Genomic DNA, 22,598 nt, shown 5'->3' on the forward strand with positions numbered 1-22,598 from the left:
GGAGCCTCTGCTTAAATCCATCTAACAAGAAAAGGAACCCGCAGGTCCCTCGCCAGCTTCCATTTAAATGTATTTGGTGATCAGCTCATGCCCGTCAGGAGTAACCGTGTACATGTACACCGGTCTGCCCACCGCCCCATAGCTGATCTCCATCTCCAGCACGCCGGCCTCCGTGAGAAAAGCCAAATATTTGCGTACGGATATCCGCGAAATCGGGGCATTTGAAGTGATCTCCTCGGTGGAAAACACCTGCTTCTGCAGCCCCCTTATCGTATTCCATATACTCTCCAGCGTTCCTTCCGTAAGTCCCTTGGGCAACGTTCCGGTCTTGTCCTCCTCCGGCCCCAGAGAATGCCGCAGCAGCTTGTCGAGCTGCTCCTGGCTCAGATGCTCTCTATGCTTCATCAGCGAATAATCCTCACGGTAGGCCGATAATGCCGCCTGAAAGCGCGCGAACTCGAAGGGCTTGATTAAATAATCGACAGCCCCGTACTGCAGCGCTTTACGAATACTTCCATTGTCGCTGGCCGCAGAAATCACGATAATGTCAGCCATACTTCCCTGCTCCCGCAAGGTTGACAGCAGTTGCAGCCCGCTGGTATGCGGCATGTAGATATCAAGCAGAATCAGGTCCACTTCAAGCTCCGCCAGCATCCGCGCTGCCTCGTCTCCCGAAGCAGCCCAGCCCGCGAACACGAAGCCCTGCACCTGCTCCAGATAATGGCGGTTGAGCTTCGCCACCATGGGATCATCTTCAACAATCAGCACCTTAATGTTCATTCATCACATCACCCTTTACAGCATACGGCACATCGGCCAGGAACGTTGTTCCCGGCTTAGCGCCGTCTATAATCCGCAGGTCGCCCTGCAGCTTATCAACACTTTTGCGTACCAGGTACAGGCCGATCCCCCTCTGTTCTCCCTTGGTGGAGAAGCCTTGAACAAATACCTGCTCCCGCAGCGCTTCCGGAATTCCCGGGCCGCTGTCTCCCACGATGCAGTGCAAACGGCCCCGGTCATAATGAAACGCAAGCTCAATTTCCTTGACGCTCTGCCCTTCAAGCACTTCCATCGCATTATCAAGCAGGTTGCCGGCAATCGTGATCAGCTCATGAATGCTGTGCGCGTCCGCCGACTCCGGCAGGTAGCTGTCCTCCGTCAGTTGCAGCTCAATGCCTGCTTCACGGGCCCGGCTGAGCTTCCCCAGAAGGAATCCCGCCATCACCGGGTCCTTGATCTGCCTCGTAATCGAACCGATTTCCTTCTGGTAGTTGCTGACCGTTCCCGAAATGTACTGCTGCAGCTCATCGTACAAGCCCATATGCGTCATGCCCATAATGACATGAAGCTTATTCATGAATTCATGCGCCCCTGCCCGCAGGGCATCGGCGTATACGGAAATACCGGACAGCCGTTCCGCCAGCACGGCAAGCTCGGTTTTGTCCCGGAACGTGGCAATAGCACCGGCAATCTGGCCGTTCACCCGAATCGGAAGAGTGTTCACCAGAAGCGCAATACCGCCAAGCTCAACATCCTGATCCTGCTTCACTTCCCCCGTTGTCAAAACAAGCTCAAGCCGGAGCGCCGGACAGTAGTCGGCGATATGCCGGTTCATTGCTTCCCCGGTGATGCCCGTCCCTCTCAGAAGCCGTTCAGCTTCCACATTGATCATTGTAATCCGTGCCTCATGATCTATTGCAATAATACCCTCGCGCGTAGACTGCAGCATGGCACTGCGCTCCTCCAGCAGCTTGGAAATATCCGCAGGCTCCATGCCGAACATCATTTTTTTGATTTTCCTCGCCAGAACGACAGCTCCCCCGGCTCCGAGCAGAGCGCCGGACAGCAGAATGGCAATAATCGTCCATTCGTTTTGTCTCACCAGTCGGTGAACCCGGTCCAGCGAAAGACCCACTACAACTACCCCAAGCTGGTATCCCTGACCGCTGTATACAGGCACAAAGGCGCGGAGCGACTTGCCGAGCAGCCCCTCGCCTTCAGAGATGCTCTCTTCACCACGCAGCGCCTCCTTCTGGCCCCCGCCGACAAAGGGCTTGCCGATCTTGGAAGCATCGGGATGTGAATAGCGGATGCTTTTCATATCAATGACAACTACAAACATAATATCATTGCGGCGGGTGATTTTGGAGGTATAGGCCTGAATCTCCTTACTGTTCCCTTCCCGGAGCCCCTCCGACACAAGCGGCATTAATGCAATCGTGCGCGCGATTGTAATTGCCTTATCCTCCAGGGCATGCCTGGTCTGCGGAATGATCTGATTTCGGAAAATAAAGTACAAAACCAGCAGCACCACCAGCACCACGGTGGATACCATCATTGTAACCCTTGTCCTCAGCCCGTATTTTTCTTTCTTTGCCAATACAAAGTATCCCCCTCTTCAGTAATCCCTGACTTCAAGATGGATTCCATTTACGGCTTCGCTTCAGCAAACGGTGCAGCACCAGCCAGCTCCCCAGCGGAGCCGAGCCCAGCAGCAGCATCAGCACGGTAATGACCTGCGGCGAGCTGGTCACGGACAGCACAGCGATGAACACGAACATTCCCAGCAGCCGCCCGCTCATCAAGCTAAGCTCGCGCAGAACCACAAGCTCCACCCGCTTGCCTGCGCTTTCTGCCGACAGCCCCATCAGATCAAAGCTGGTCGAGGTCATAGGCAGCATGTAGAGCGGAAGGCAAAGCGAGGTCCCAATGCCCATAATCAGCAATGTGCCATAGCTGATCTTCCATAGCAGCGGTACGATGACCGCCACCAGCAGCAGACCTCCGGCCAGCATTCCCGTGAGCCGGTATTTGGGCTTGAACCATTTTCCCGCAGCATAATAGCTGACCAGTGAGACAGCCGAGGTAATAAAGGCAAATTGTCCGAGCTTGCTCTCCTCTTTGGCTGCGATGTACACCAGAAGTCCGATCAGAAACGAAAACACGCCCTCCCGCAAACCTTGAAACAGCAATGCTCCTGAGGCAAATCTCCACGGACTTTCCGCACGGGACAGCTCTTTCCACGGCTCCAGCCACAAATACGTTCCCTCGCTCTTGCGTTTCTTCAACAGAAAGCTAAGCAGCGCCGCCACACTGTAAGTGCAAAGGGAGAGGATAAATACCACCCGGTAGCCCCGCTCTCCCGGCCAAAGCGAAATAAGCCAGCCGGAAACCCACGGTCCGATGATGCCGGTACAGGAGCCGAGCAGCCCCATCCAGCCATTAAAAAAATCGCGGTTCTCCGCCTCTGTAATTTCAAAAAACACAATATTGAAGGCCAGCCAGTAGAAGCCGATTGCCAGCCCCAGTATCAAACCCAGCGGCCAGATATAATAGACAGATTCCCCGCCTAAACGCAGCACCAGTAAATAAAAAAAGCCCGAAACGGCAATTCCCAGCCGCAGGGCATTCATCTTATTCTGTTCCTTCACCCATTTACCGCCCAGCCAGAAGCTTAGGCCGAGCGATACTTGCTGGGCAACCGCAAACCAGCCGATCATGGCAAAATCCTGGCGGCTCTTCCACAAATACACGTTCAGGAAAGTGCCAGCCAGCATGCTTGCCAGCAGATACATTCCGCCTACAGCAAGCAGCAGCACCGCCTGATTCCGCAATAAACTTTTCATGGGGCAACCCTCCTGCCTACTGAACAATTCTTGCTTTAACATGTCCAGAACAAAGGGAAACCATGAGTGGGCCTTTACTTGGCGCCAGTACTCAAATTACGCACAAGCTGAATGCGGTCCTCCTGTGCCAGGCTGTGCTGCACGTGGAAGCACGAAGGGCAGACGAAGACATTGAGCGCAAACGGCGGCTTCAGCACAGGTCCGCCCAACGCTTCCGGCGAGGATGGCTCAAAGCCGGCTACCTGCTGCTTACCGGACAACAGCATAAGCTCATGGCACTGCGGGCATTCCGGCGCCTCTAACTGCGCTGCCAGGATTGCTGCTACACTAGCCTCGTAGCGCTTCAGATCATAGTCATCGCCGAACTGGACCAGTGTATTGAAGATCGGGACCACACTGTCCTTATCTTCGTCATCCCACAGGTTATCGTCGCTTACAGCCTCGTCATCACTCTCATCAGCCACTTCCGGCTCGTCCTCATCCTCCAGGTCATCAACGCCCAGCGTAACCGTGCGGTAGCCGCTAAGCTCATTGTTGCAATGGGGACAGGTATCCTCCGGGCCGAATTCCTCGTCCCATACAATCTCCGTATGACACCAAGGGCAAACTGTTGTTTCCACCATAAAATATCTCCTTCTTACCTCACAATTGAATTAGTTGATCCTCAGATAAAGAATATTTAGAAAATAGCAGCACCAATCACATAGGACAGGGATATGGAGATCAGCATGGCAGTCAAGCCAACAGCCCTGTTGTCCGCAGCAATTTCATCATCAATGGAAAATACCGGGGTCAGAAACTCGAATAGAAAGTAGGCCAAAATCAGCAGCAGAAATCCGACTACCGCCCATTTCATCGTATCGTAGATTGATGCTCCCGAATCAATGCTGAAGCGCAGGATGTTGCAGATGCCGAAGATTTTGCCGCCGGTCGCCATGGCTACCGCCACATTCCCTTTACGGATTTCTTCCCAGCAATTATATTTGGTCACCATCTCAAAGAAGGACAGAAACACCACCAGGCCAAGTATCGCCACAGCGAAGTAGCCAAGCAGCGCACCCAGCGGATGATCCAGCAAAAGATCAATATTTTCTTGCATGCTCCCCCTCTTTCTGCCGGACTCCAGCCGCTATTGCAGTTCAGCCACGGTTACGCCCGCGCCGCCTTCATTATAGTTCCCGAGCCGGTAGCTCTTTACATGCTTATGCTTGCGCAGGTATTCCTGAATGCCTGTGCGCAGCACGCCGGTTCCCTTGCCGTGAATAATCGAGATTTGTCCCAGATTGCCCAAAAAGGCCTCGTCAATAAAGCGGTCTGTCTCCATAATCGCCTCTTCCAGATTCGCGCCCCGCAGGTCCAGCTCACTGCGGATGTTCTCATCGCGGGTACGCTTAACCGTCGTTGCACGGCGAAGGGCCGGAGGCGGAGAATCAGGGGCCGAGGCCAGAAATTCCAAGTCCTCAAGATTAACCTTCATCTTCATGATGCCGAACTGGACAATGGCTTCTTTAGGACCGCTCAGTTCCACAACAAAACCCTTTTGATTCACATTTTGCACTTTTACCTCATCACCGGGCTGAATCTTGCGCGGCGCCTTAACGCTGCTGCGGGAGGCCGTCTTCTTGCGCGGCGCCGGTTCCGCTTCATCGAGGCGGCGGCGGGCTTCAATCAGCTTATGCTCCTTGACCGAGGCCCCTTCCTCCATCGCCAGACGGCGCAAATCGCTGATAATCTCCTCGGCTTCCTTACGCGCTTTGTCGAGGATGGCGCTGGCATCCTTCTCCGCCTTCTCCAGCCGCTTGTCGCGCTGGCTCTCCAGCTTCTCCAGCTCCTGCTGCTGCCGCTTGCGGAAGTCCTCCGCTTCACGGCGGATCACCTCGGCGCGTTCACGTTCGTTCTCCGCTCCAAGACGGTTCTCTTCCAGTGATGCAATCATGTGCTCCACGCGCAGGTCCTCTTCTTTGACCTCGCCGCGGGCATGCTCCAGAATAGCATTCGGCAGACCGAGACGTTCGGCAATTGCGAATGCGTTGCTTCGTCCGGGCACACCAATAAGCAGCCGGTAGGTGGGGCTAAGACTCTGCACATCAAATTCCATACTGGCATTGATAACGCCCTTGCGTTCGTAAGCATAGGCTTTCAGCTCACTGTAGTGCGTGGTCGCCACCATCCGGCACTCGGTCCGGTGAATATGCTCAAGGATGGCAATCGCCAGAGCGGAGCCTTCGGCCGGGTCGGTTCCCGCGCCTACCTCATCCAGAAGAATCAGGCTCTTCGGAGTCATTTTCCGCAGGATGGAAATAATATTGGTCATATGGCTGGAGAAGGTACTGAGACTCTGCTCAATGCTCTGCTCGTCGCCAATATCGGCATAAATCGCATCGAATACACACATCTGGCTGCCTTCCTCAGCGGGGATAAATAATCCCGACATTGACATCAGACTGAGGAGACCGATCGTCTTCAGCGTGACCGTCTTACCGCCGGTATTGGGTCCGGTCACGATGATGGAACTGTACTGGTTGCCAAGCTCCACATCAAGCGGGACGACCTGCTCCGCAGGGATTAGCGGATGCCGTCCCTTGCGCAGCTTGAGATAACCGCGGTCATTCATCCGCGGCTGAATCGCCTTCATATCGCGGGCCAGCCGCGCTTTGGCGAAGATGAAATCAAGCTCGCCCAGAATATCCACATCGTAGGCCATTTCCTCGGCAATATCGCCGACAAGCGCCGTCAGACGGTGCAGGATGATTTCGATTTCGCGTTCCTCGCGCAGCCGTGTCTCACGCAGCTTGTTGTTCATCGCCACAATGGATTCCGGCTCAATGAACAACGTCGCCCCGGAGCCGGACTGGTCATGCACAATTCCGCCGAAATGGGCGCGGTATTCCGCCTTAACCGGAATCACAAACCGGTCGCCGCGAATCGTCACAAGCTGGTCCTGCAGCATCTTAGCTACAGAGGAGGAACGGATCATGGAATCCAGCTTCTCGCGGATTCTCGCTTCGCCCCCGCGCAGCTCGCGGCGGATTGTGGCAAGCTCGGAGCTTGCAGTGTCCAGCACCTCGGCATTCTCGTCGATGCAGGCACGGATGGCGTCCTCCACATGCTTTTGCTCCGACAGCAGATCGCTCTGTGCGAACAGGAAACGGATCGGCGTATCCTCATGCATTGCCGCCAGGAAACGCTTGACTCTGCGCGCACCGCCAATCGTGTTGCCCACGGAGAGCAGCTCGCCTGTGTTCAGCATTCCTCCAATGGAAGCGCGCTTCAGCGCCATCTTGATATCCGTCACGCCGCCGAAGGAAGGAATCCCCTTCAGCCGGTCCACATTGGCTGCCTCGTCAGTTGCCTGCAGCAGCAGCTTTACGCCTTCAAAATCGCCGGAGGGTCTGAGGGCCTCCGCAAGCACTCGTCCCATCGGGGTCTGCGTATATTGCAGCAATTTATTTAAAATCTTGCGATATTCAAGCGTATGCAAAATTTTGTCGTCCAATTACAGTCACAGCTCCCTTCATAGATGGTTCCATTATACCTAATTCAGCCCATTTTCGCTATTTGGGGATGTCTGAGGCATAGAAATAAAGATTCGGGTCACAATAAGAACTGCACATATCCTTACGCACACGCCAAAGGAGGTTAGAACTAAAGTGAGATTTTTAGGTCATGTGGTCCGTTTTGTGGTTTCAGCGATTGTTCTGCTCATTGTCGGCTGGATCGTTCCGCAGTTCTCGATTGGCGGCTTCTGGAGCGCTCTGATTCTGGCTCTAGTTATCGCGCTGATCGGCTGGGTCGTTGAAGGTATCTTTGGCAAAAAAGTAACACCCTTCGGCCGCGGCATCGTCGGTTTTCTGGTCAGCGCGCTGGTCATCTGGATCGCCCAGTTCATTGTGAGCGGTGTCAGCGTCTCCATCCTGGGAGCCCTGCTGGCAGCTCTGGTCATAGGGATTATCGACCTGTTCCTGCCGGTATCCACTCCGTTTGAAGCAGCAAAATAAAATTACTGCGGAGGCAGAAACAAAACCCCCTACTCCGAATTATAGCGGAAACAGGGGGTTTATTGTATTTACTTAAGCAAATGAACGGACATTATCATCGCCGAACGTGGTGGAAGCAGTCACTACGGTGTTTTTTCCGCTCCGCTTGGCGGTGTACAGCGCATGGTCCGTTTTGCGGAACAGCATTTCCTTCCCGTAGCCATGCTGATAATCGCATAATCCGATGCTTACCGTAATGGGCTTGCCGCCGGCATAGGGATGCTCCATGGCTGAAATAGACAGCCGAAGCTGTTCGGCAGCCGAGTAGGCTTCATGAAAGCTTTTATCCGTAAAAATAACCGCGAATTCTTCGCCGCCATATCTGGCCGCAAAATCATTCAGACCAATCATGCCTCCCACCTTTGCTGCAACCTCCTTCAGCACCAGGTCGCCTACCCAATGTCCGTATATATCGTTTACACGCTTGAAATTATCAATATCGAACAGCGCCAACTGCAGCCGCAGGCCATTGCTCTCACATTGCTCCAGCAGCGAATCTAAGTATTCATGAAAGGTCTTGTGATTGTACAGCCCGGTCAGCGCATCTATCTTCAGCAGCTTGTCGGAAATGGCCCGCTCGACCATTAGCCCCTGCTCCGACTTGGTCAACTGCTCCATTTGCTCGCGCACTTCACGGCCCCGTGTAATCACTGCCATTGCCATTACAACAAAGACAATAAACACGCACTCAACCATCAAAAACTCCAGCAGCGGCTTGTTCAGCAGTATCCGTTCCAGGCCGAAATAAACACCGCCATAGAACACCAGACTGAAGACGCCCAGGTAACCCAGCAGCTTCTGGTCATAATAAATCAGCGCAGTCATAATCGGCATCATAAGCGTCATCTGGGCACCGTCAACGAACGGCTCTAGTACAAAATACAACAGGTATGAGACAACAAACCCGCTGACTACTACGGCCTGCTTATGATACTGACTGGCGGAACGCAGCCACATTTCAGCCGTCACCATGGCAACCATAATCATGATATTGCAGCCTATAAATAAGTGTCCTTTACTGGGAATAAGGCTGGCCTTGGCTTCAGGAGAATGATCCGACAGCACAAAAAGAAGCTGGACCGCCAGCATAAAAAAAACGATGACCCAGTAACCAGTCAATATTTTACGGTGCCATTTATCCGAATTCAGCGAGTCATTTGCTATAATAATGTAGATCCCCTACTTCTTAACCGATAATATAATAGTTCTAATTATAATGAATTTTAATGTTTTTTGCATCATATTTTTGCAATTTTCGACAAAGTTTGGAGTGGATTTTACAATCACCTCTCGTTCCCCATCTCACTAGACGGAAATGATCCACCGGTTGCCTGCTGAGTTATGATTTTACCACTACTAGGCGAAAGGAATCTACTATTGAAAAACCTAGTGGAGATCACGCCGCAGACGTGTCAGCCCCCACGTATATAATCATCTCCTGATCGGAAGAGTCTCGAATCTCCCCCGCTTGCAGCGGACCGGGCCGCTCTTATTTCAACTGGAAGTCATTTTTCCGCGAGCGAACGGACTCCGGCGCCTTTATGGGCGGACATCCCCCCCAAATGTACCTGCCGAAGTGGCGATAAGCGCGTTACGGTCCGTTAGCCCGGCTGGGTGTATCCCTTTCGGGTTAATAAAGGTTATAAGGTCCGTAAGGATCTGGAGGATGGATAGGATTAATCCCTTTGGCCCCATTTCTTCCAAAATATAAGGCTGGCCCCAGACAGTTATCGCTGCCTGGGGCCAGCCTTGTATTGCGTCCGTCATTCAACTGTCCTGTTCGATCAGTTGAATCCATTCATTATATTCACTCTGCAGCTTGGCATATTCCGCCTGAAGGCTGCGATGCTCCTGGGACAGCTTGTCCAGCTCTCCCTGCTGCATTTCAAACTGCGCCTGCACCAGCCGCAGTTGGCCCCGCGCCAGCTCGTAGCTCTCGCCGATTTCCGCAAGCTGCTCCCTTACCTCGCTATGCTCGCGGGTCATTGCGTCGGCCTCGGCTTCGGCCTTGCCGGCTTCCTGCTGCCAGACCTCAATTTCCTCGCGCAACTGCGCTTCCGTGCCGCTCCATTGCTGCTGGAGCTGCTGCAGCTCCTCAGCCTTGATCTTCCAGGACGCTTCAACCTCGCGTGTCTCGCGCAGCACTTCCTGCTGCTCCGCCGCAGCAGCAGCCGCTTCACGGCCAGCCTCGTACAGCTCCTCCAGACGCCGTGCGGCTTCCTCGCCTTCGGCCTCCAGCAGCTCGTATCTTTCCTTCAACTGCTCGCCTTCCTGCAGCACCTCGTCATACTGCGCGATAAGCTCCTCGTAACGCCCGCGCAGTGCCGCAAGCTCCCGGCGGGAGGCCTCAGCCTCTTCGCGCTGCCGCTGGCACTCAAGCTCCGCTTCAGCCCGCAATCCGGCCTCGCGGTCAAGCTGCTGCACCATTCCGTCCGCCTGGCCGCGCAGCGCCTCGATCTCACGCTGCGTCGCATAGGATTGCTCTTCGGCTTCCAGCAGCTTCGTCTCCAGCTCGCCGATATCTTCCATGTGCCTGCCCGCGAGCTCCTGCCAGTTCGCCGCTTCTTCCGCCGACTGGGCAAGCTCACTCTGCGCAGCAGCCAGGCTGCCCTTGGTTTCCTGCAGCGACTTGCGGAGCGCGTCAGCTTCCTCCTGCGTCAGCTCATAGCGCTGACGCAGCCCTTCCAGCTCGTCGCTGAGCAGCGCTCCCAGCTCGCTGGCAGATTGAAGCTCTTCCTGGACGCGGGTCAGGCTGCCCTTCGCTGCCTGAAGCGAATCACTCAGCGCAGACGATTCTTTCTGCGCCAGCTCATAACGCTGGCGCACCCCCTCCAGCTCCTCCGTCAGCTTCGTTCCCTGCTCCGCAGCGGAACGAAGCTCTTCCGTGAGCTGCTCCTCACGCTTCAGTACCGCTTCGTACTGCGCGAGCAGCGTCAGACGGGCATCCCGTTCGCCCTTAAGCCCGGCTTCCGCCGCACGCAGCCTGGACTGAAGCTGCCCGGTTCCGCCGCGCAGCTCGCCAAGCTGCTTCTCCATCTCCTGCACCTGCTGCTTATGCCGATGCTCCTGCGTACCCAGCGATTGCCGCAGCTCCTTGTTCTTCGTCTGCTCCTTTTGCAGCGTCTCACGCTCCTCAGTCAGCTCCTGCTCCAGCCGGGACTTCGTATCCGTCAGCTCCTTGCCGAGCACAGAGCGGACCTCGGCCAGCTCGCCTCCCAGCGATTCCCGGGTTTCCGACAGCTCCTGCTCCAGCCGGGACAACGCTTCCGCCTTCTCCGTTGCAAGTGTGTCACGGAGGGCTGCCAGCTCCTGCTGATGGGCCGCCTTCAGCTCTTCAAGCTCCTTCACCCGAGCTGCCTCAGCGTTCGCCAGCTCCTGCTGATGGCTGTCACGTGCGGCGGTCTGCTCCTGCTCGCTGGTCTCCCGCAGCAATAGCAGCTCCTCTTCACGCGCCTTCAGCTCTCCGCCAAGCTGCTCACGGGCAGCCGCCGCTGCCTGCTCTGCCTCCAGCAGCGCCTCGGTGCGGAGCTTGCGTTCCTGCTCCTGCATCTCCAGATGGAGCCTGCGCTCCTCTTCGGCGGCGGCAAGCAGCCGCGCCGCTTCTTCCTTGGCTGCTGCATCCAGCCGTTCATATTCTTCCTGCCGCTCCCGCTGCACCTCCAGGAGGCGCGACACCTCCACACGCAGCTCCGTGCGCTCTCCGGTGAGCATATTCAGCTCATTCTTAAAATCCTGGACCTGAATGGCCTGCTCCGCCATATGTACGGCTGCAAGCACCGCGATCCGGGGGGTGTCCAGTCTGGAATGGGATTTGGATATTGCACGCATGTGCTCGTCAACATAACGGGCGACCTGCTTCATATATTCAGTGCTGCTTCCAACAAGTTTATAGGAAGTGCCGTATATCTCCACGGCGACACGGGTCCGGTCCATAGCCACAGTTGTGCCCTCCTTTGTATGTGTGCGGATTCTAGTTGGTTTCCTGCTCCTATTGTAGCGTTATTTCTTGTGTTTTGCCAAAAAGCGTCTTCATTTGAATCCATTCTGCCGATATCCGCCGCACCACAGGAAGATGTGAAAAAAGCCGCAGCAGAATCCGTTTCTAAATGGATTCGCTGCGGCTTTGTACAATTCCTGCTATTTTCTCAATTCCGCGCCAAAAGTTTGCTGAAGTGCGGAAACGACCTTGTCATGCACCTCTACAACTTCCTCATCGGTCAGCGTATGGTCCGTATGGCGGTATAACAGCGAGATAGCTACGCTCTTTTTGCCGCTCTCCATCTTGCCGCCCGTATACACGTCGAACACCTGTACATTCTGCAGCAAAGTGCCGCCGTTCTCACGAATGGAGGCCAGCAGATGACCGGCAGGCACGGCGGAATCCACGACAACCGCGATATCCCGTTCCATTCCCGGGAAGCGCTGGAGCTCGGTGTACTGCAGACTGCTGCGGGCAGCATTATAGAGCGGCTCCAGCAGCAGCTCGGCTACATAAGTGTCCTCAAGATCCAGGTCCCGCTGCAATTCAGGATGCAACTGGCCCATAGTTCCAAGCTTCACGCGGCCTTCTTCGGCCAGCAAATATACGGAAGCGGAACGGCCCGGATGGTAGTTCTCCGGCGCGTCTCCTTCATAGACTATGCTGTCCGTAAGTCCAAGGTAGGCAAATACAGTCTCAAGTGCACCCTTCAGGTCGAAGAAATCCACCGGCTGTTCCGCTACATTCCACTGCTTGGACGCGCGGCTTCCGCTAAGCAGCAGACCAAGCACCGGCAATTCGCGCGGCTGGCGGGTAAGCTGCTCTTCTTCCGTGAAGAACACATTGCCCACTTCGAACAGCGCCAGATCGCTTTGGCGGCGGTTCGTGTTATAACGGGCAATATCCAGCAGTTGAGGAATAAGGGTGGTGCGGAGCACGCTGCGCTCCTCGCTCATCGGCATCGCCAGCTTCACGGCAAGCTTGCCATCGGCAAGTGCCGGGAACAGCTTGCTTTGCTCCGGCTGGATGAAGGAATACCCCATAACCTCCTGGTAACCTCCATGCGCCAGCAGACGCCGCAGCTCGCGGCGGAGGGCTTGCTGTCTTGTTAGCGCTCCCGGGGTGGTGACACCCTCGATCAGGGTGGTCGGGATGTTGTCGTATCCGTACAAACGGGCAACTTCCTCAATCAGATCCACATCATAGCTGATATCGCCCCGTCTGGTCGGCACCTGCACCTCGATAAGTCCCTGTGCGGCGTCTCCGCACTTGAAGTGCAGACGGCTGAACAGGGTTTTCACTTCCAGCAGGGAGAGATCCGTGCCCAGGTAACGGTTCAGCTTCTCCAGGGACAAGGTCAGTACTTTCTCCTTAGCAGCTCCGCTGCCCGCTTCCACAACCCCTTCGTACACCGTGCCTCCGGCATACTTGGCAATCAGGGCTGCCGCACGGTTCAACGCCGGAATTACGGAATTCGGATCAACTTCCTTCTCGAAGCGCAGGGACGCTTCGGAGCGCAGGCCCAGTTGCCGCGAGGTTTTGCGGACCGTTCCTCCGTCGAATTTGGCGGATTCCAAGACAATATTCACGGTTTCCCCGGTTACTTCGGTGTCCAGTCCGCCCATCACGCCTGCGAGCGCAACGGCCTTTGCTCCGTCGGCAATGACCAGCATTTGCGGCTCAAGCTTCCGCTCCTGACCGTCAAGCGTGGTCAGCAGCTCGCCTTCCCGTGCAAAACGCACACCCAGCGTACTTCCTTCCACTTTGTTGCCGTCGAAGGCGTGCAGCGGCTGTCCGTATTCCAGCATTACGTAGTTGGTAATGTCAACGATGTTGCTGATCGGGCGGATGCCCGCCGCCATCAGACGGTTCTGAATCCAGAGCGGGGATGGGGCAGGCTTCACTCCGGCAATGTAACGCACCGCATAATGCTTGCAGTATTCTTCGTTCTCAATCTTGACGGAGATGGAGCCTTTGGCTGAACCGCCCGTCTCCACAATATCTGCCGCCGGATTCGGCAGCTCCAGCTCACGGCCAAGAATCGCACTGACTTCATAAGCGGCCCCGATCATGCTGAGACAGTCGGAACGGTTCGGCGTCAGATCGAAATCAAGAACCGCATCATTCAGGCCCAGCACCTCCAGAATGCTCTGGCCGATTTCCGTGTTCTCGGGCAGGACGAGGATGCCTTCTTGCAGTTCCTTCGGCAACAGCTTGTCGTTCAGTCCCAGCTCTTTGGCCGAGCAGATCATGCCCTGCGACAATACGCCGCGCAGCTTGGCTTTCTTGATCTCCAGACCCGGCAGCTTTGCGCCCACCAAGGCTACTGGAACCTTCTGTCCTGCCGCCACATTTTTGGCTCCGCAGACAATCTGCAGTTCCTCTCCTTGACCGGCGTCAACGATGCAGACATTCAGCTTATCTGCGTCAGGATGTTTTTCTTTCGATTTCACGTAGCCGACGACAATCCCGGAAAGGCCTTTATTGCGGCGCTCCACACTGTCGATCTCGATGCCGGCGCTGGTGATTTTGTCTGCCAGCTCTTCTGCGGCTACACCCTCAAGCGATATATAGTCAGAGAGCCAGGAGGTTGATACTTTCATGTTCGCACACTTCCTTTTGTTTCAGATGTATTTATCTACGTGCCGGGTTTGCTTGCTGTACGGAGAGAGAACGCAGCGAGTAATTTTTAATTCTATTTTAAAAAGTCTCTGTTAATAGGGTCCCTGCGGGGAATGTTTGGACTTCCGGCCGCTGTTGTCTCCAGATTTCTTGATTTATACCGCTTGAAGCGGTGGAAATCCGGAGACAAAGGCGGACGCGTTCGCTCCTCCAGTTCCAAACTTCCCCTCCGGTCCATTTATTAACAGATTGTTAAAACATAATCAAAGTTCCTCGGGTAGCCGCGTCTGCCCGCCCAGCCCGCAACCCGCCAAAAATCTATATCCCCTTGAACTGCTTCACAAAAGCCATATCATTCGTGTAGAAATGGCGGATGTCGTCGATGCCGTATTTCAGCATCGCTATCCGCTCGACACCCATACCGAATGCGAAGCCGCTGTATTCAGCAGGATCGTAGCCGCCCATCTTCAGCACGTTCGGGTGAACCATGCCGGCGCCGAGGATTTCCAGCCAGCCGCTCTGCTTGCACAGACGGCAGCCGTCCCCGCCGCATTTGAAGCAGCTCACGTCCACCTCCACGCTCGGCTCAGTGAACGGGAAGAAGCTTGGACGCAGGCGGATGCCTGTCTTTGGTCCGAACATTTCTTTGACGAACTGCTGCAGTGTACCCTTCAGGTCGCTCATACGGATATTACGTCCAATCACCAGACCTTCAATCTGATGGAATTGGAACGAGTGGGTTGCATCGTCATCATCGCGGCGGAACACCTTGCCCGGGCAGATGATTTTAACCGGCGTTTCGCCCTCCATCGCCTGCATGGTGCGGATCTGCACCGGAGAGGTCTGTGTGCGCATCAGGATATCCTCCGTTATATAGAAGGAATCCTGCATATCGCGGGCCGGATGGTTCTTCGGCAGATTGAGCGCTTCGAAGTTATAATAATCCGTTTCGACTTCAGGGCCTTCCGCCACCCGGTAGCCCATGCCGATGAAAATATCCTCAATCTCCTGCACGACCCGGCTCAGAGGGTGAATTCCCCCTTGCGCCAGACCGCGGCCCGGCAGGGTTACGTCTACTTTTTCCGCGTTCAGGCGGTTTAGTGTCTCCTGCTGCTGGAACACCTCCTGCTTCGCGCCGATAATCTCCTCAATAGCGCTCCGCACCAGATTCGCCACCTGGCCGATCACCGGGCGCTCCTCTGCACTGAGTCCGCCCATTCCGCGCAGAACCTCTGTAAGCTCGCCTTTTTTACCTAAGTACTTTACACGCAAATCATTCAGAACCTGCGGATCACTAACCTCCTGCAGCTTCGCCAACGCTTCGACCTTCAGTGCTTCAAGCTTTTCTTTCATGGTCGTGTACTGCCCCCTTATCATGTCATGTGCAACAAAAAAAGGCCTTTCCTCCCGGTAAGGGACGAAAAGACCGTGGTACCACCCTTGTTAGACAAGCCCTGTGCCGCATCCCTTAAGCGCATTATTCCCCTTATGGCATGACGAAGACCCGTCTCACTTTAACAGAAATAACGGTCTGCGGCCGGTTTCCCCTACGCGCCCCTTCAAGGAAATCTTGAACGAACTTCAGGGAACTGCTCCGGAGTGAACTTCGGCAGCTCTGCTCTCCCAGAAACGCTCTCAATCTGCGGCGTCTCCTCCCTGTAGGCCAGGCACTGCGTACTTTTCTCCATCACTGCATTTCACTGGATGCTGCTGGATAACCTGTATCTTCTGCTTAAGAAGATATGTCAATTTATTATATGCAAAATCATCCGTTTTGACAAGCCGGGCTAAATTTAGGCCAATTTTTATCTTCCTTTAAGCTTCCTTTAAGCTTCACAGCGCTTTTCAGGAGGTTTTTTCAGCTAACGCTCAGCGGAATTTGATATTTTTCCTTATTAGTAAAGCCTGGCTGTCCCCAGTTCCTGCGGCAGCTCTCCTGATGGCAAAGGCTTTTATACAGGGAGGGAAATTCATGCACAAACGAAGCAAGGCCTATGTTCTGCTATTGCTCAGCACATTTGCCGTCAGTCCGATTGCCGGGCCTGCGGTTTATACCGCAACGGCTGCTGCATCCACGGCCACAACAACTGCTGCTGTAACGGAGACCTCAACACTCGCCAAGCTCAGCGCTATCAAACTCGGAACCACACTTAGCGTGAAGCTGAGCAATGTGGGGATTTTCAGCCAATCGGGCGGAAATATCCTTACTTATACGCTGACCTATGCCAACACGGCGAATAGCAGCGTCAACATGGTCAATTACTTCTCCAAAGTGGCGGCTCCCGGGGGAAACCTCATCAAAGGAGTTGCCGTAAGCGCCGATGCCCCGAAGAAAAAAATCGCCGCAGGCGAGAGCACCAGCATTACATATTATGCAAATATCGGAACCGCCACATCGGTAAAAGGGCTCAAAATCAACATGTACGGCTGGAATTTCAGCGCAGCCAATTTCGAGCAGCGGATTGGTACGTTTACCGTTCCTAGCAATTACTCAGTCTCCGCCCTTCCGGGGGAGAGCAAAAAAGTGGAACTCAGCAGCATGCCTGTCACAACCAAAGCCGAATCCCTGCAAATATACAAATATAACGGCAAGGTCTACGCCAAGGTGGGAATCAGCCTGACCAATCTGGCGACAAAGGTGCTGACTGATCCGGGCTACAGCTTATACCTGAAATCCTCGGGAGGGTCTATCTTCACCCTGGCACTGGATGAGAGCAGTTCGGAGTACAAGATCCAGCCGCAGGAAAAGAAAACGTTATACTATATGACCGAAATTCCGGCCTATATGAATTTGACCAACATGACACTGCAGATCGCCAAGCTGGATGAGACGCTCAAGCTGACTCTTCCGGTGGCTTCCTATGCCCTTCCTGCCGCGAAAACCGCCGATTTCACTGTAGCCGCAGGCTACACCAAGAAGGTGTCGGTCAGCAGCAATATTGTGGATATGCAGCTTCTCAAGGCGAATGTGTACGCGGAGAATGAGAACGGGATATGGACCTATCAGTTCCGGGTTAAAAATACCGGCAGCAAAGCGGTCACCTTGCCAGCCTATGAGCTTACGGTCAAGTCGAAGGAAGGCTATGCCTTCCCTGTTACAACAACGGCTTTTGCCAGCCTGACGCTGAAGCCGCTGGAGGAAAAGCTGATCACGCTCAGCGCAAGCATTCCGCTCACACTCGCACAGGATAAACTGGAGCTGCAAATGATTGCACCTGCCAGTAGCGGCGATACGAATAAGCTCATCCTTCCGGTCGCCTATTTCAAAATCCCCTACACGCTGGAAAGCGACACTCATGTGCTCTCAGAAAATAGTGTGACGAACAATTACGGCACCTTTGGCGTCACGCTCCAGTCTCTCCTGCGTCTGCCTTGGGGCAATGAGGATCTGGTGCAGGCGAAGCTGAACATCCGCAACTCCACCTCCAAAACAATAACGCTGCCCAAGCTGAGCGGAATTCTCAAGGTGGACCAGAATGACCTGACCTCTTCTTCACAGCTTGTCATCGACAATGATACGACCACACTTGCGCCTGGTGCGAGTGTTCAGGTTACTGTACTGGCCCATGTTCCGTACACTCTGGATTTCAGTCAGACCAAGATTATTCTTCAGGAGACAAGCGGTGAGAATGTATCCCCATTCCTAACACTCGGCACAACTGACGGAGCTGTAACCAGCATTGCTCCGCTTGCAGAAGGCAAAGCCTTCAGTATTGCCACGACCGGTAAAAAAGCAAGTGTACAGGAGCGCCTGACTACCGTCTATAAAGGCAGCAGCTCCAAGCTCATCTATAGTGAAATTGAAATGAACAGCGAAGAAACGCGTCAAGCGGATCTGTCACGATTGTATGCCCAATTTAAAACAGCCGACGGACAGTATTTCGAAGCTACAGCCAACCAGTCGGAGCTGTCGACCAGTCCTAAAGGCAAGACGCTGATCACCTTTTGGGCCAAAGTGCCGGCCACCGTCGATACCTCCAGCCTGCAGCTCTATGTAGGCCAGGGCATTGCCGAGGGCAAGCTTACCAGTGCGGGAACGGCGGCCACCGCGTACGTGAACACCGCTGCTATTCCGTTGGCTGTCACGGATGTGGCAGCACAGACAAGTCTCAGCAACATCACTATGTTCCCGTACACGCTGGCGATTTCCAATTCAACAGGCAGTATTACTGCGGGAAGCAGCAATTTTACGCTGGCGGTCAACTATATTTTATCCCAGGATACGTCCTATCAGATGGGTACCTACGGGCATAAGCTCATCCTGCATATCAGCGATCCGTTTGGACAGTACTTTGAGAAATCGCTGACCCTCGGGACCGACCTGACTGCCGGAACTTACACAACGTATACCACGACCTTCAGCAGCAATCTGTACCAGACCCTGGGAGGCGGCAATTACACCCTCACACTATACGACGAGTTCCAGGGGCAGCGGATCGCCTTGGGCAGCCAGGTCTATAACATTGATGTGACGGCAAAAGCAACGGCCACCCCAACAGCTACGGCGACGGCAACTCCAGCAGCTCCAGCAGCTCCAACAGTTACGCCAACTCCAACGGCAACGCCAGAGGCAACAGCAGCACCAGCACCTTCATCATCCGCTTCCCCGGCAGCCGGGGCTGACGGCAGCTAAAAGGTTGCTCAAGCAAGCGGAGTTTAACTCTCAATAAATGAACCACTCTGCCTTTTATATTGAAGCAAGATGGAGGATCAGAATGAACAAGAAGAACAAAATAATTATCGCCTCAAGCGTCGTTGTCGTTGCTATCGCGGGTATTCTTGCCTATGTCCTATGGCCTGACCAGAGCAAAGAGGTTAATGCAGCTCCGCTGAATACGGCCACCGTGACTAAAGGAAATATTCTGGTCGGGGTATCGGGTTCCGGGTCCGTTTCAGCGATTAACAGTGAGAGCATCCGTACCAAGGAAGCCGGAGAAGTCGATAAGGTTAGGGTTAAGAAGGGCGATGTCGTTAAAAAAGGGGCCGTCCTCATCACCTTTGTAGCCGCAGATCTAAGCGACAAGCTCAAAGAAGCGAATAAAGCACTGGCAAATCTGAAGACAGAGCTGGAAAACAAACAGGAAAATTACAAAACGCTGGCGATGAACAATGCTACGGACGATGAGTTGGAGTCGGCAAAAACGGCTATCGCCAAAGCAAACAGCGATATCCAGGACCAGCAGGATTCCATCGCGGATATCCAGGACGATATGGTTCCTCCCGACCCGTTAACCGCTCCAATGGACGGCACCATTACCGCAGTGAACATTACCGACGGGGAACAGGCGCAGAACGGCTCCGAGCTGATCACCATGACGGATTATGTCAATCTGAGTGTAACCGTTCAGGTCGATGAGCTGGATATTCCGAAGGTCAAGCTGAATCAGGCGGCTACCATTACATTGGATGCCCTTGAGGATAAGGAGTTCTCCGGCAAAGTCATTGATATCGCCAAAGAAGGCACCTCCTCAAACGGGGTCTCCCTGTTCAACGTTACAGTGGGCCTCGGTAAGTCGGATGGCGTGCTTGTCGGCATGTCAGCGGAAGTTGCTATTACCATTGAGCAGAAAAACGATGTGCTGACCGTGCCTCTCGAAGCGGTCACGGAAGTGAACGGCAAGTATTTCGTAGCCGTGCCGGCAGCATCGGCAGACAACAGTGCCGCAGGAAATGCGGGCAGTGGGCAAGCGGCTGGCGGAAAGTCGGCTGAGAGCCAAGCGCCTAGCGGACAAAGCGCTGATGACCAGTCCGCGAAAGGCCAAGCGGCCGGGGGGCAAGGTGCTGAAGGCCAGTCGGCGGAAGGCCAGCAAGCCGGGGAACCGCCTGCCCAAAGCCAGGCGGCAGATGGGCAAGCATCCGGCAGACAGCCCGCAGCAGGCCAGGGCCCCGACGGGCAAGCGGCTGGCGGCGGACAGATGCCCGGCGGCGGGTTCCCGGGTGGTGAAGCGGGCGGCCGGGGTGGCATGGCTTCAGGCTACGGCCAAGGCGGCGGCAGAAGCGGTGCAGGCTTCGGTCAAGCGGGCGGCAGAAGCGCTACAGGCACAGCCTCCGGCCAGAAGCGGGTTGCGGTTGAAGTCGGCATCCACGACGAGAGCAGCATTGAAATTGTCAGCGGGCTAAACGAAGGCGATGAAGTGATTATTCCTACCGTGATTTCGACAAAAACGTCCTCTGAAACGCAGACTCCGGCCGGCGGCATGGGCAGCGGGTTCGGCGGCGGAGGTATGGGCGGCGGCATGTCCGGCGGGGGCGGCGGATTTTCCGGTGGCGGCGGTGGTGCTCCCGCAGGCGGAGGTGGCGGCCGATGAGTTCCGCAGATCCGCTCATCCGGGTTGAGAACATGGTTCACCGCTATACTATGGCCGGAGAAACAATGACCATCCTTAAAGGGCTGTCCTTTACCATTGATTACGGCGAATTTGTAGCGATTATCGGACCATCCGGCTCCGGCAAGTCCACCTTGATGAATATGCTGGGCTGTCTGGACGTTGCGGGTGAAGGGGATTACTTCCTGGACGGCCAGGAAATCCGCAAGCTGTCGGATAATAAGCTGGCGCAGATCCGCAATGAGAAGATCGGCTTTATCTTTCAGAACTTCAATCTGCTTCCCAAGCTGTCCGCTATAGAAAATGTAGAGCTTCCGCTAATCTACCGCAAAATGCCGCACCGGGAGCGGCGGGAGGTGGCCCGGAATTCACTGGTCCGGGTAGGACTGGAAGAGCGGATGCACCACCGCCCCTCTGAATTGTCAGGCGGGCAGCAGCAGCGGGTCGCCATTGCCAGGGCGCTGGCGGGGGCCCCTCCGATTCTGCTTGCCGACGAGCCAACCGGAGCGCTGGACACCAAGACCGGACAGGAGGTCCTCCAAATGATCCGCGAGCTTAACGAACAGGGCCACACCATTATTCTGATCACACATGATCTGGAGATCGCCCAGCAAGCCAAGCGGATCATCCGCATTCAGGACGGCAATCTCGTAGAGGACCGGAGGAATGTCTGAATGATGCTTTTTCAAAGCATGAACATGGCTATCAAAAGTATTCTCAGCAGTAAAATAAGGGCCTTCCTTACGATGCTTGGAATCATTATCGGCGTATCCTCCGTCATTGCGCTGGTATCCATTGGTCAAGGAACCACCTCACAGATTACCGAATCCCTGAATTCCCTCGGAACCAATCAATTGACGGTTAACATTATGGGCCGGGGCGCCACCACCTCGCTGACCTATGAGGAAGCCTTGGCACTGGGCGACATTGAGGGTGTGGACGGCGTATCACCTGTAATCAGCGGCAACGTGACCGCCAAGAACGGAACGGAGAATACGACTGTATCCATTGAGGGAATTACACCCGCTTATGAGGATGTGCAGGACTTTCATGTACAGTCCGGCCGCTTCCTGCTTGATATCGACACAGAGTACCGGCAAAAGGTCGCTCTTATCGGCTCGGACACAGCGGAAACGTTGTTCGGCACCGATGATCCTGTAGGTCAAAAGGTACAGCTAAACGGAAGAAGCTTCAAAATTGTCGGGCTGCTGGAATCGAAAGGCTCCAGTCTGGGAGGGTCCAATGACGAGAAAATTCTGATTCCCATCTCTACGGCTGAACGGTTCCTGCAAAGCAAAGGCGTTCGCTCCATCACCATAACCACCACCTCTGCGGATAATGTGACCGTGGTAAAAACAAAGCTGGAAGCTGCGCTGGATGCAAAATTCAACTCCGCCGACAACTCCTACTCCGTCTTCGATGCCCAGGAAATGCTGGAGACCGTGTCCTCAACCAGCGATACACTGTCAATGGCACTGGGCGGAATTGCCGGGATTTCCCTCCTTGTAGGCGGCATCGGCATCATGAACATCATGATTGTCTCCGTCAATGAACGGACGCGGGAGATCGGGATTCGCAAAGCTATCGGCGCCAAAAAAATCAATATCCTGATGCAGTTCATGATCGAGTCTATTGTCCTAAGCGGATTCGGGGGACTCCTTGGCGTCGGCTTGGGCCTGGGAATCAGTTGGGCCGTTGGGAACTATACTTCAATGAATGTGGCAACCTCCTGGAACATGGTAATTATCTCCTTCCTGTTCTCCTTGTTTATCGGTGTTGTATTTGGAATGATGCCGGCGAATAAAGCAGCAAGAATGCGGCCGATTTATGCACTCCGAAGCGAATAACACCTGCAGTTCCTAACTTTTTGAACTATTAAAAGCGTTAAGCCGCAAGCCTCCTGACACTTGGAGGCTTGCGGCTTTTTGGACATGCAAAGGCAAGCGTTCGCATAGCCCTGCAAACTAACCGCATAGACGGGCAAAGCTCACCCCTGCCCGAGGGTTAT

General features: G+C 54.7%; 15 protein-coding genes. 5 read left to right on the forward strand and 10 right to left on the reverse strand.

The window, feature by feature from the left end; translation table 11 throughout:
* Positions 1-63 precede the first annotated feature (63 nt).
* The 6 genes from B212_RS0117895 to B212_RS0117920 all read right to left on the reverse strand — a co-directional run bounded on the left by B212_RS0117895 (position 64) and on the right by B212_RS0117920 (position 7,122).
* Positions 64-780, reverse strand: coding sequence for a response regulator (locus B212_RS0117895; protein WP_019912337.1), 717 nt, complete (start codon positions 778-780; stop codon positions 64-66).
* Positions 770-2,380, reverse strand: a complete 1,611-nt coding sequence (gene dcuS, locus B212_RS0117900) for a DcuS/MalK family sensor histidine kinase (RefSeq protein WP_019912338.1) — start codon at positions 2,378-2,380, stop codon at positions 770-772. The genes B212_RS0117895 and dcuS overlap by 11 nt, the downstream gene beginning before the upstream one ends.
* Before the next feature lie 34 nt (positions 2,381-2,414).
* Positions 2,415-3,626 carry an MFS transporter gene (locus B212_RS0117905; protein ID WP_019912339.1) on the reverse strand — a complete coding sequence of 404 codons (1,212 nt, stop codon included), beginning with the start codon at positions 3,624-3,626 and terminating at the stop codon, positions 2,415-2,417.
* A 74-nt stretch (positions 3,627-3,700) separates the two neighbouring features.
* Positions 3,701-4,249, reverse strand: coding sequence for a hypothetical protein (locus B212_RS0117910; protein ID WP_019912340.1), 549 nt, complete (start codon positions 4,247-4,249; stop codon positions 3,701-3,703).
* A 56-nt stretch (positions 4,250-4,305) separates the two neighbouring features.
* Positions 4,306-4,725 (reverse strand): DUF350 domain-containing protein, encoded by a 420-nt coding sequence (locus B212_RS0117915; protein WP_019912342.1) that lies wholly within the window; start codon positions 4,723-4,725, stop codon positions 4,306-4,308.
* A gap of 30 nt (positions 4,726-4,755) precedes the next feature.
* Positions 4,756-7,122, reverse strand: a complete 2,367-nt coding sequence (locus B212_RS0117920; RefSeq protein ID WP_019912344.1) for an endonuclease MutS2 — start codon at positions 7,120-7,122, stop codon at positions 4,756-4,758.
* Between the two features lie 154 nt (positions 7,123-7,276).
* On the opposite strand from B212_RS0117920, the gene B212_RS0117925 reads away from it, so the two are divergent.
* A complete protein-coding gene (locus B212_RS0117925; protein ID WP_019912345.1) occupies positions 7,277-7,624 on the forward strand; it encodes a phage holin family protein in 348 nt (115 codons plus the stop codon).
* Between the two features lie 72 nt (positions 7,625-7,696).
* Here the strand turns inward: B212_RS0117925 and B212_RS33250 are convergent, their stop codons facing one another.
* The 4 genes from B212_RS33250 to pheS form a co-directional block, all read right to left on the reverse strand.
* Entirely contained in the window at positions 7,697-8,782 is a 1,086-nt protein-coding gene (locus tag B212_RS33250; RefSeq protein WP_156830162.1) for a GGDEF domain-containing protein, read from the reverse strand.
* Positions 8,783-9,430: 648 nt separating this feature from the next.
* Positions 9,431-11,596 (reverse strand): hypothetical protein, encoded by a 2,166-nt coding sequence (locus tag B212_RS0117940; protein WP_442950118.1) that lies wholly within the window; start codon positions 11,594-11,596, stop codon positions 9,431-9,433.
* 204 nt (positions 11,597-11,800) lie between these two features.
* The gene (pheT, locus tag B212_RS0117945; RefSeq protein WP_019912350.1) at positions 11,801-14,245 is read right to left on the reverse strand and encodes a phenylalanine--tRNA ligase subunit beta; all 2,445 of its coding nucleotides are present in this window, start codon (positions 14,243-14,245) and stop codon (positions 11,801-11,803) included.
* A 337-nt stretch (positions 14,246-14,582) separates the two neighbouring features.
* Complete coding sequence (pheS, locus tag B212_RS0117950; RefSeq protein ID WP_019912351.1) at positions 14,583-15,617, reverse strand: phenylalanine--tRNA ligase subunit alpha; 1,035 nt, start codon at positions 15,615-15,617, stop codon at positions 14,583-14,585.
* 619 nt (positions 15,618-16,236) lie between these two features.
* On the opposite strand from pheS, the gene B212_RS31780 reads away from it, so the two are divergent.
* The 4 genes from B212_RS31780 (at position 16,237) to B212_RS0117970 (ending at position 22,437) form a co-directional block, all read left to right on the forward strand.
* The gene (locus B212_RS31780) at positions 16,237-18,897 is read left to right on the forward strand and encodes a hypothetical protein (protein ID WP_019912352.1); all 2,661 of its coding nucleotides are present in this window, start codon (positions 16,237-16,239) and stop codon (positions 18,895-18,897) included.
* An 82-nt stretch (positions 18,898-18,979) separates the two neighbouring features.
* A complete protein-coding gene (locus tag B212_RS33255) occupies positions 18,980-20,572 on the forward strand; it encodes an efflux RND transporter periplasmic adaptor subunit (RefSeq protein ID WP_019912353.1) in 1,593 nt (530 codons plus the stop codon).
* Positions 20,569-21,264 carry an ABC transporter ATP-binding protein gene (locus tag B212_RS0117965; RefSeq protein WP_019912354.1) on the forward strand — a complete coding sequence of 232 codons (696 nt, stop codon included), beginning with the start codon at positions 20,569-20,571 and terminating at the stop codon, positions 21,262-21,264. The genes B212_RS33255 and B212_RS0117965 overlap by 4 nt, the downstream gene beginning before the upstream one ends.
* Positions 21,265-22,437 (forward strand): ABC transporter permease, encoded by a 1,173-nt coding sequence (locus B212_RS0117970; protein WP_019912355.1) that lies wholly within the window; start codon positions 21,265-21,267, stop codon positions 22,435-22,437. It abuts the gene before it with no gap.
* Positions 22,438-22,598 lie beyond the last annotated feature (161 nt).

This window comes from Paenibacillus sp. HW567 (assembly GCF_000374185.1).
Classification (GTDB): domain Bacteria; phylum Bacillota; class Bacilli; order Paenibacillales; family Paenibacillaceae; genus Paenibacillus_AQ.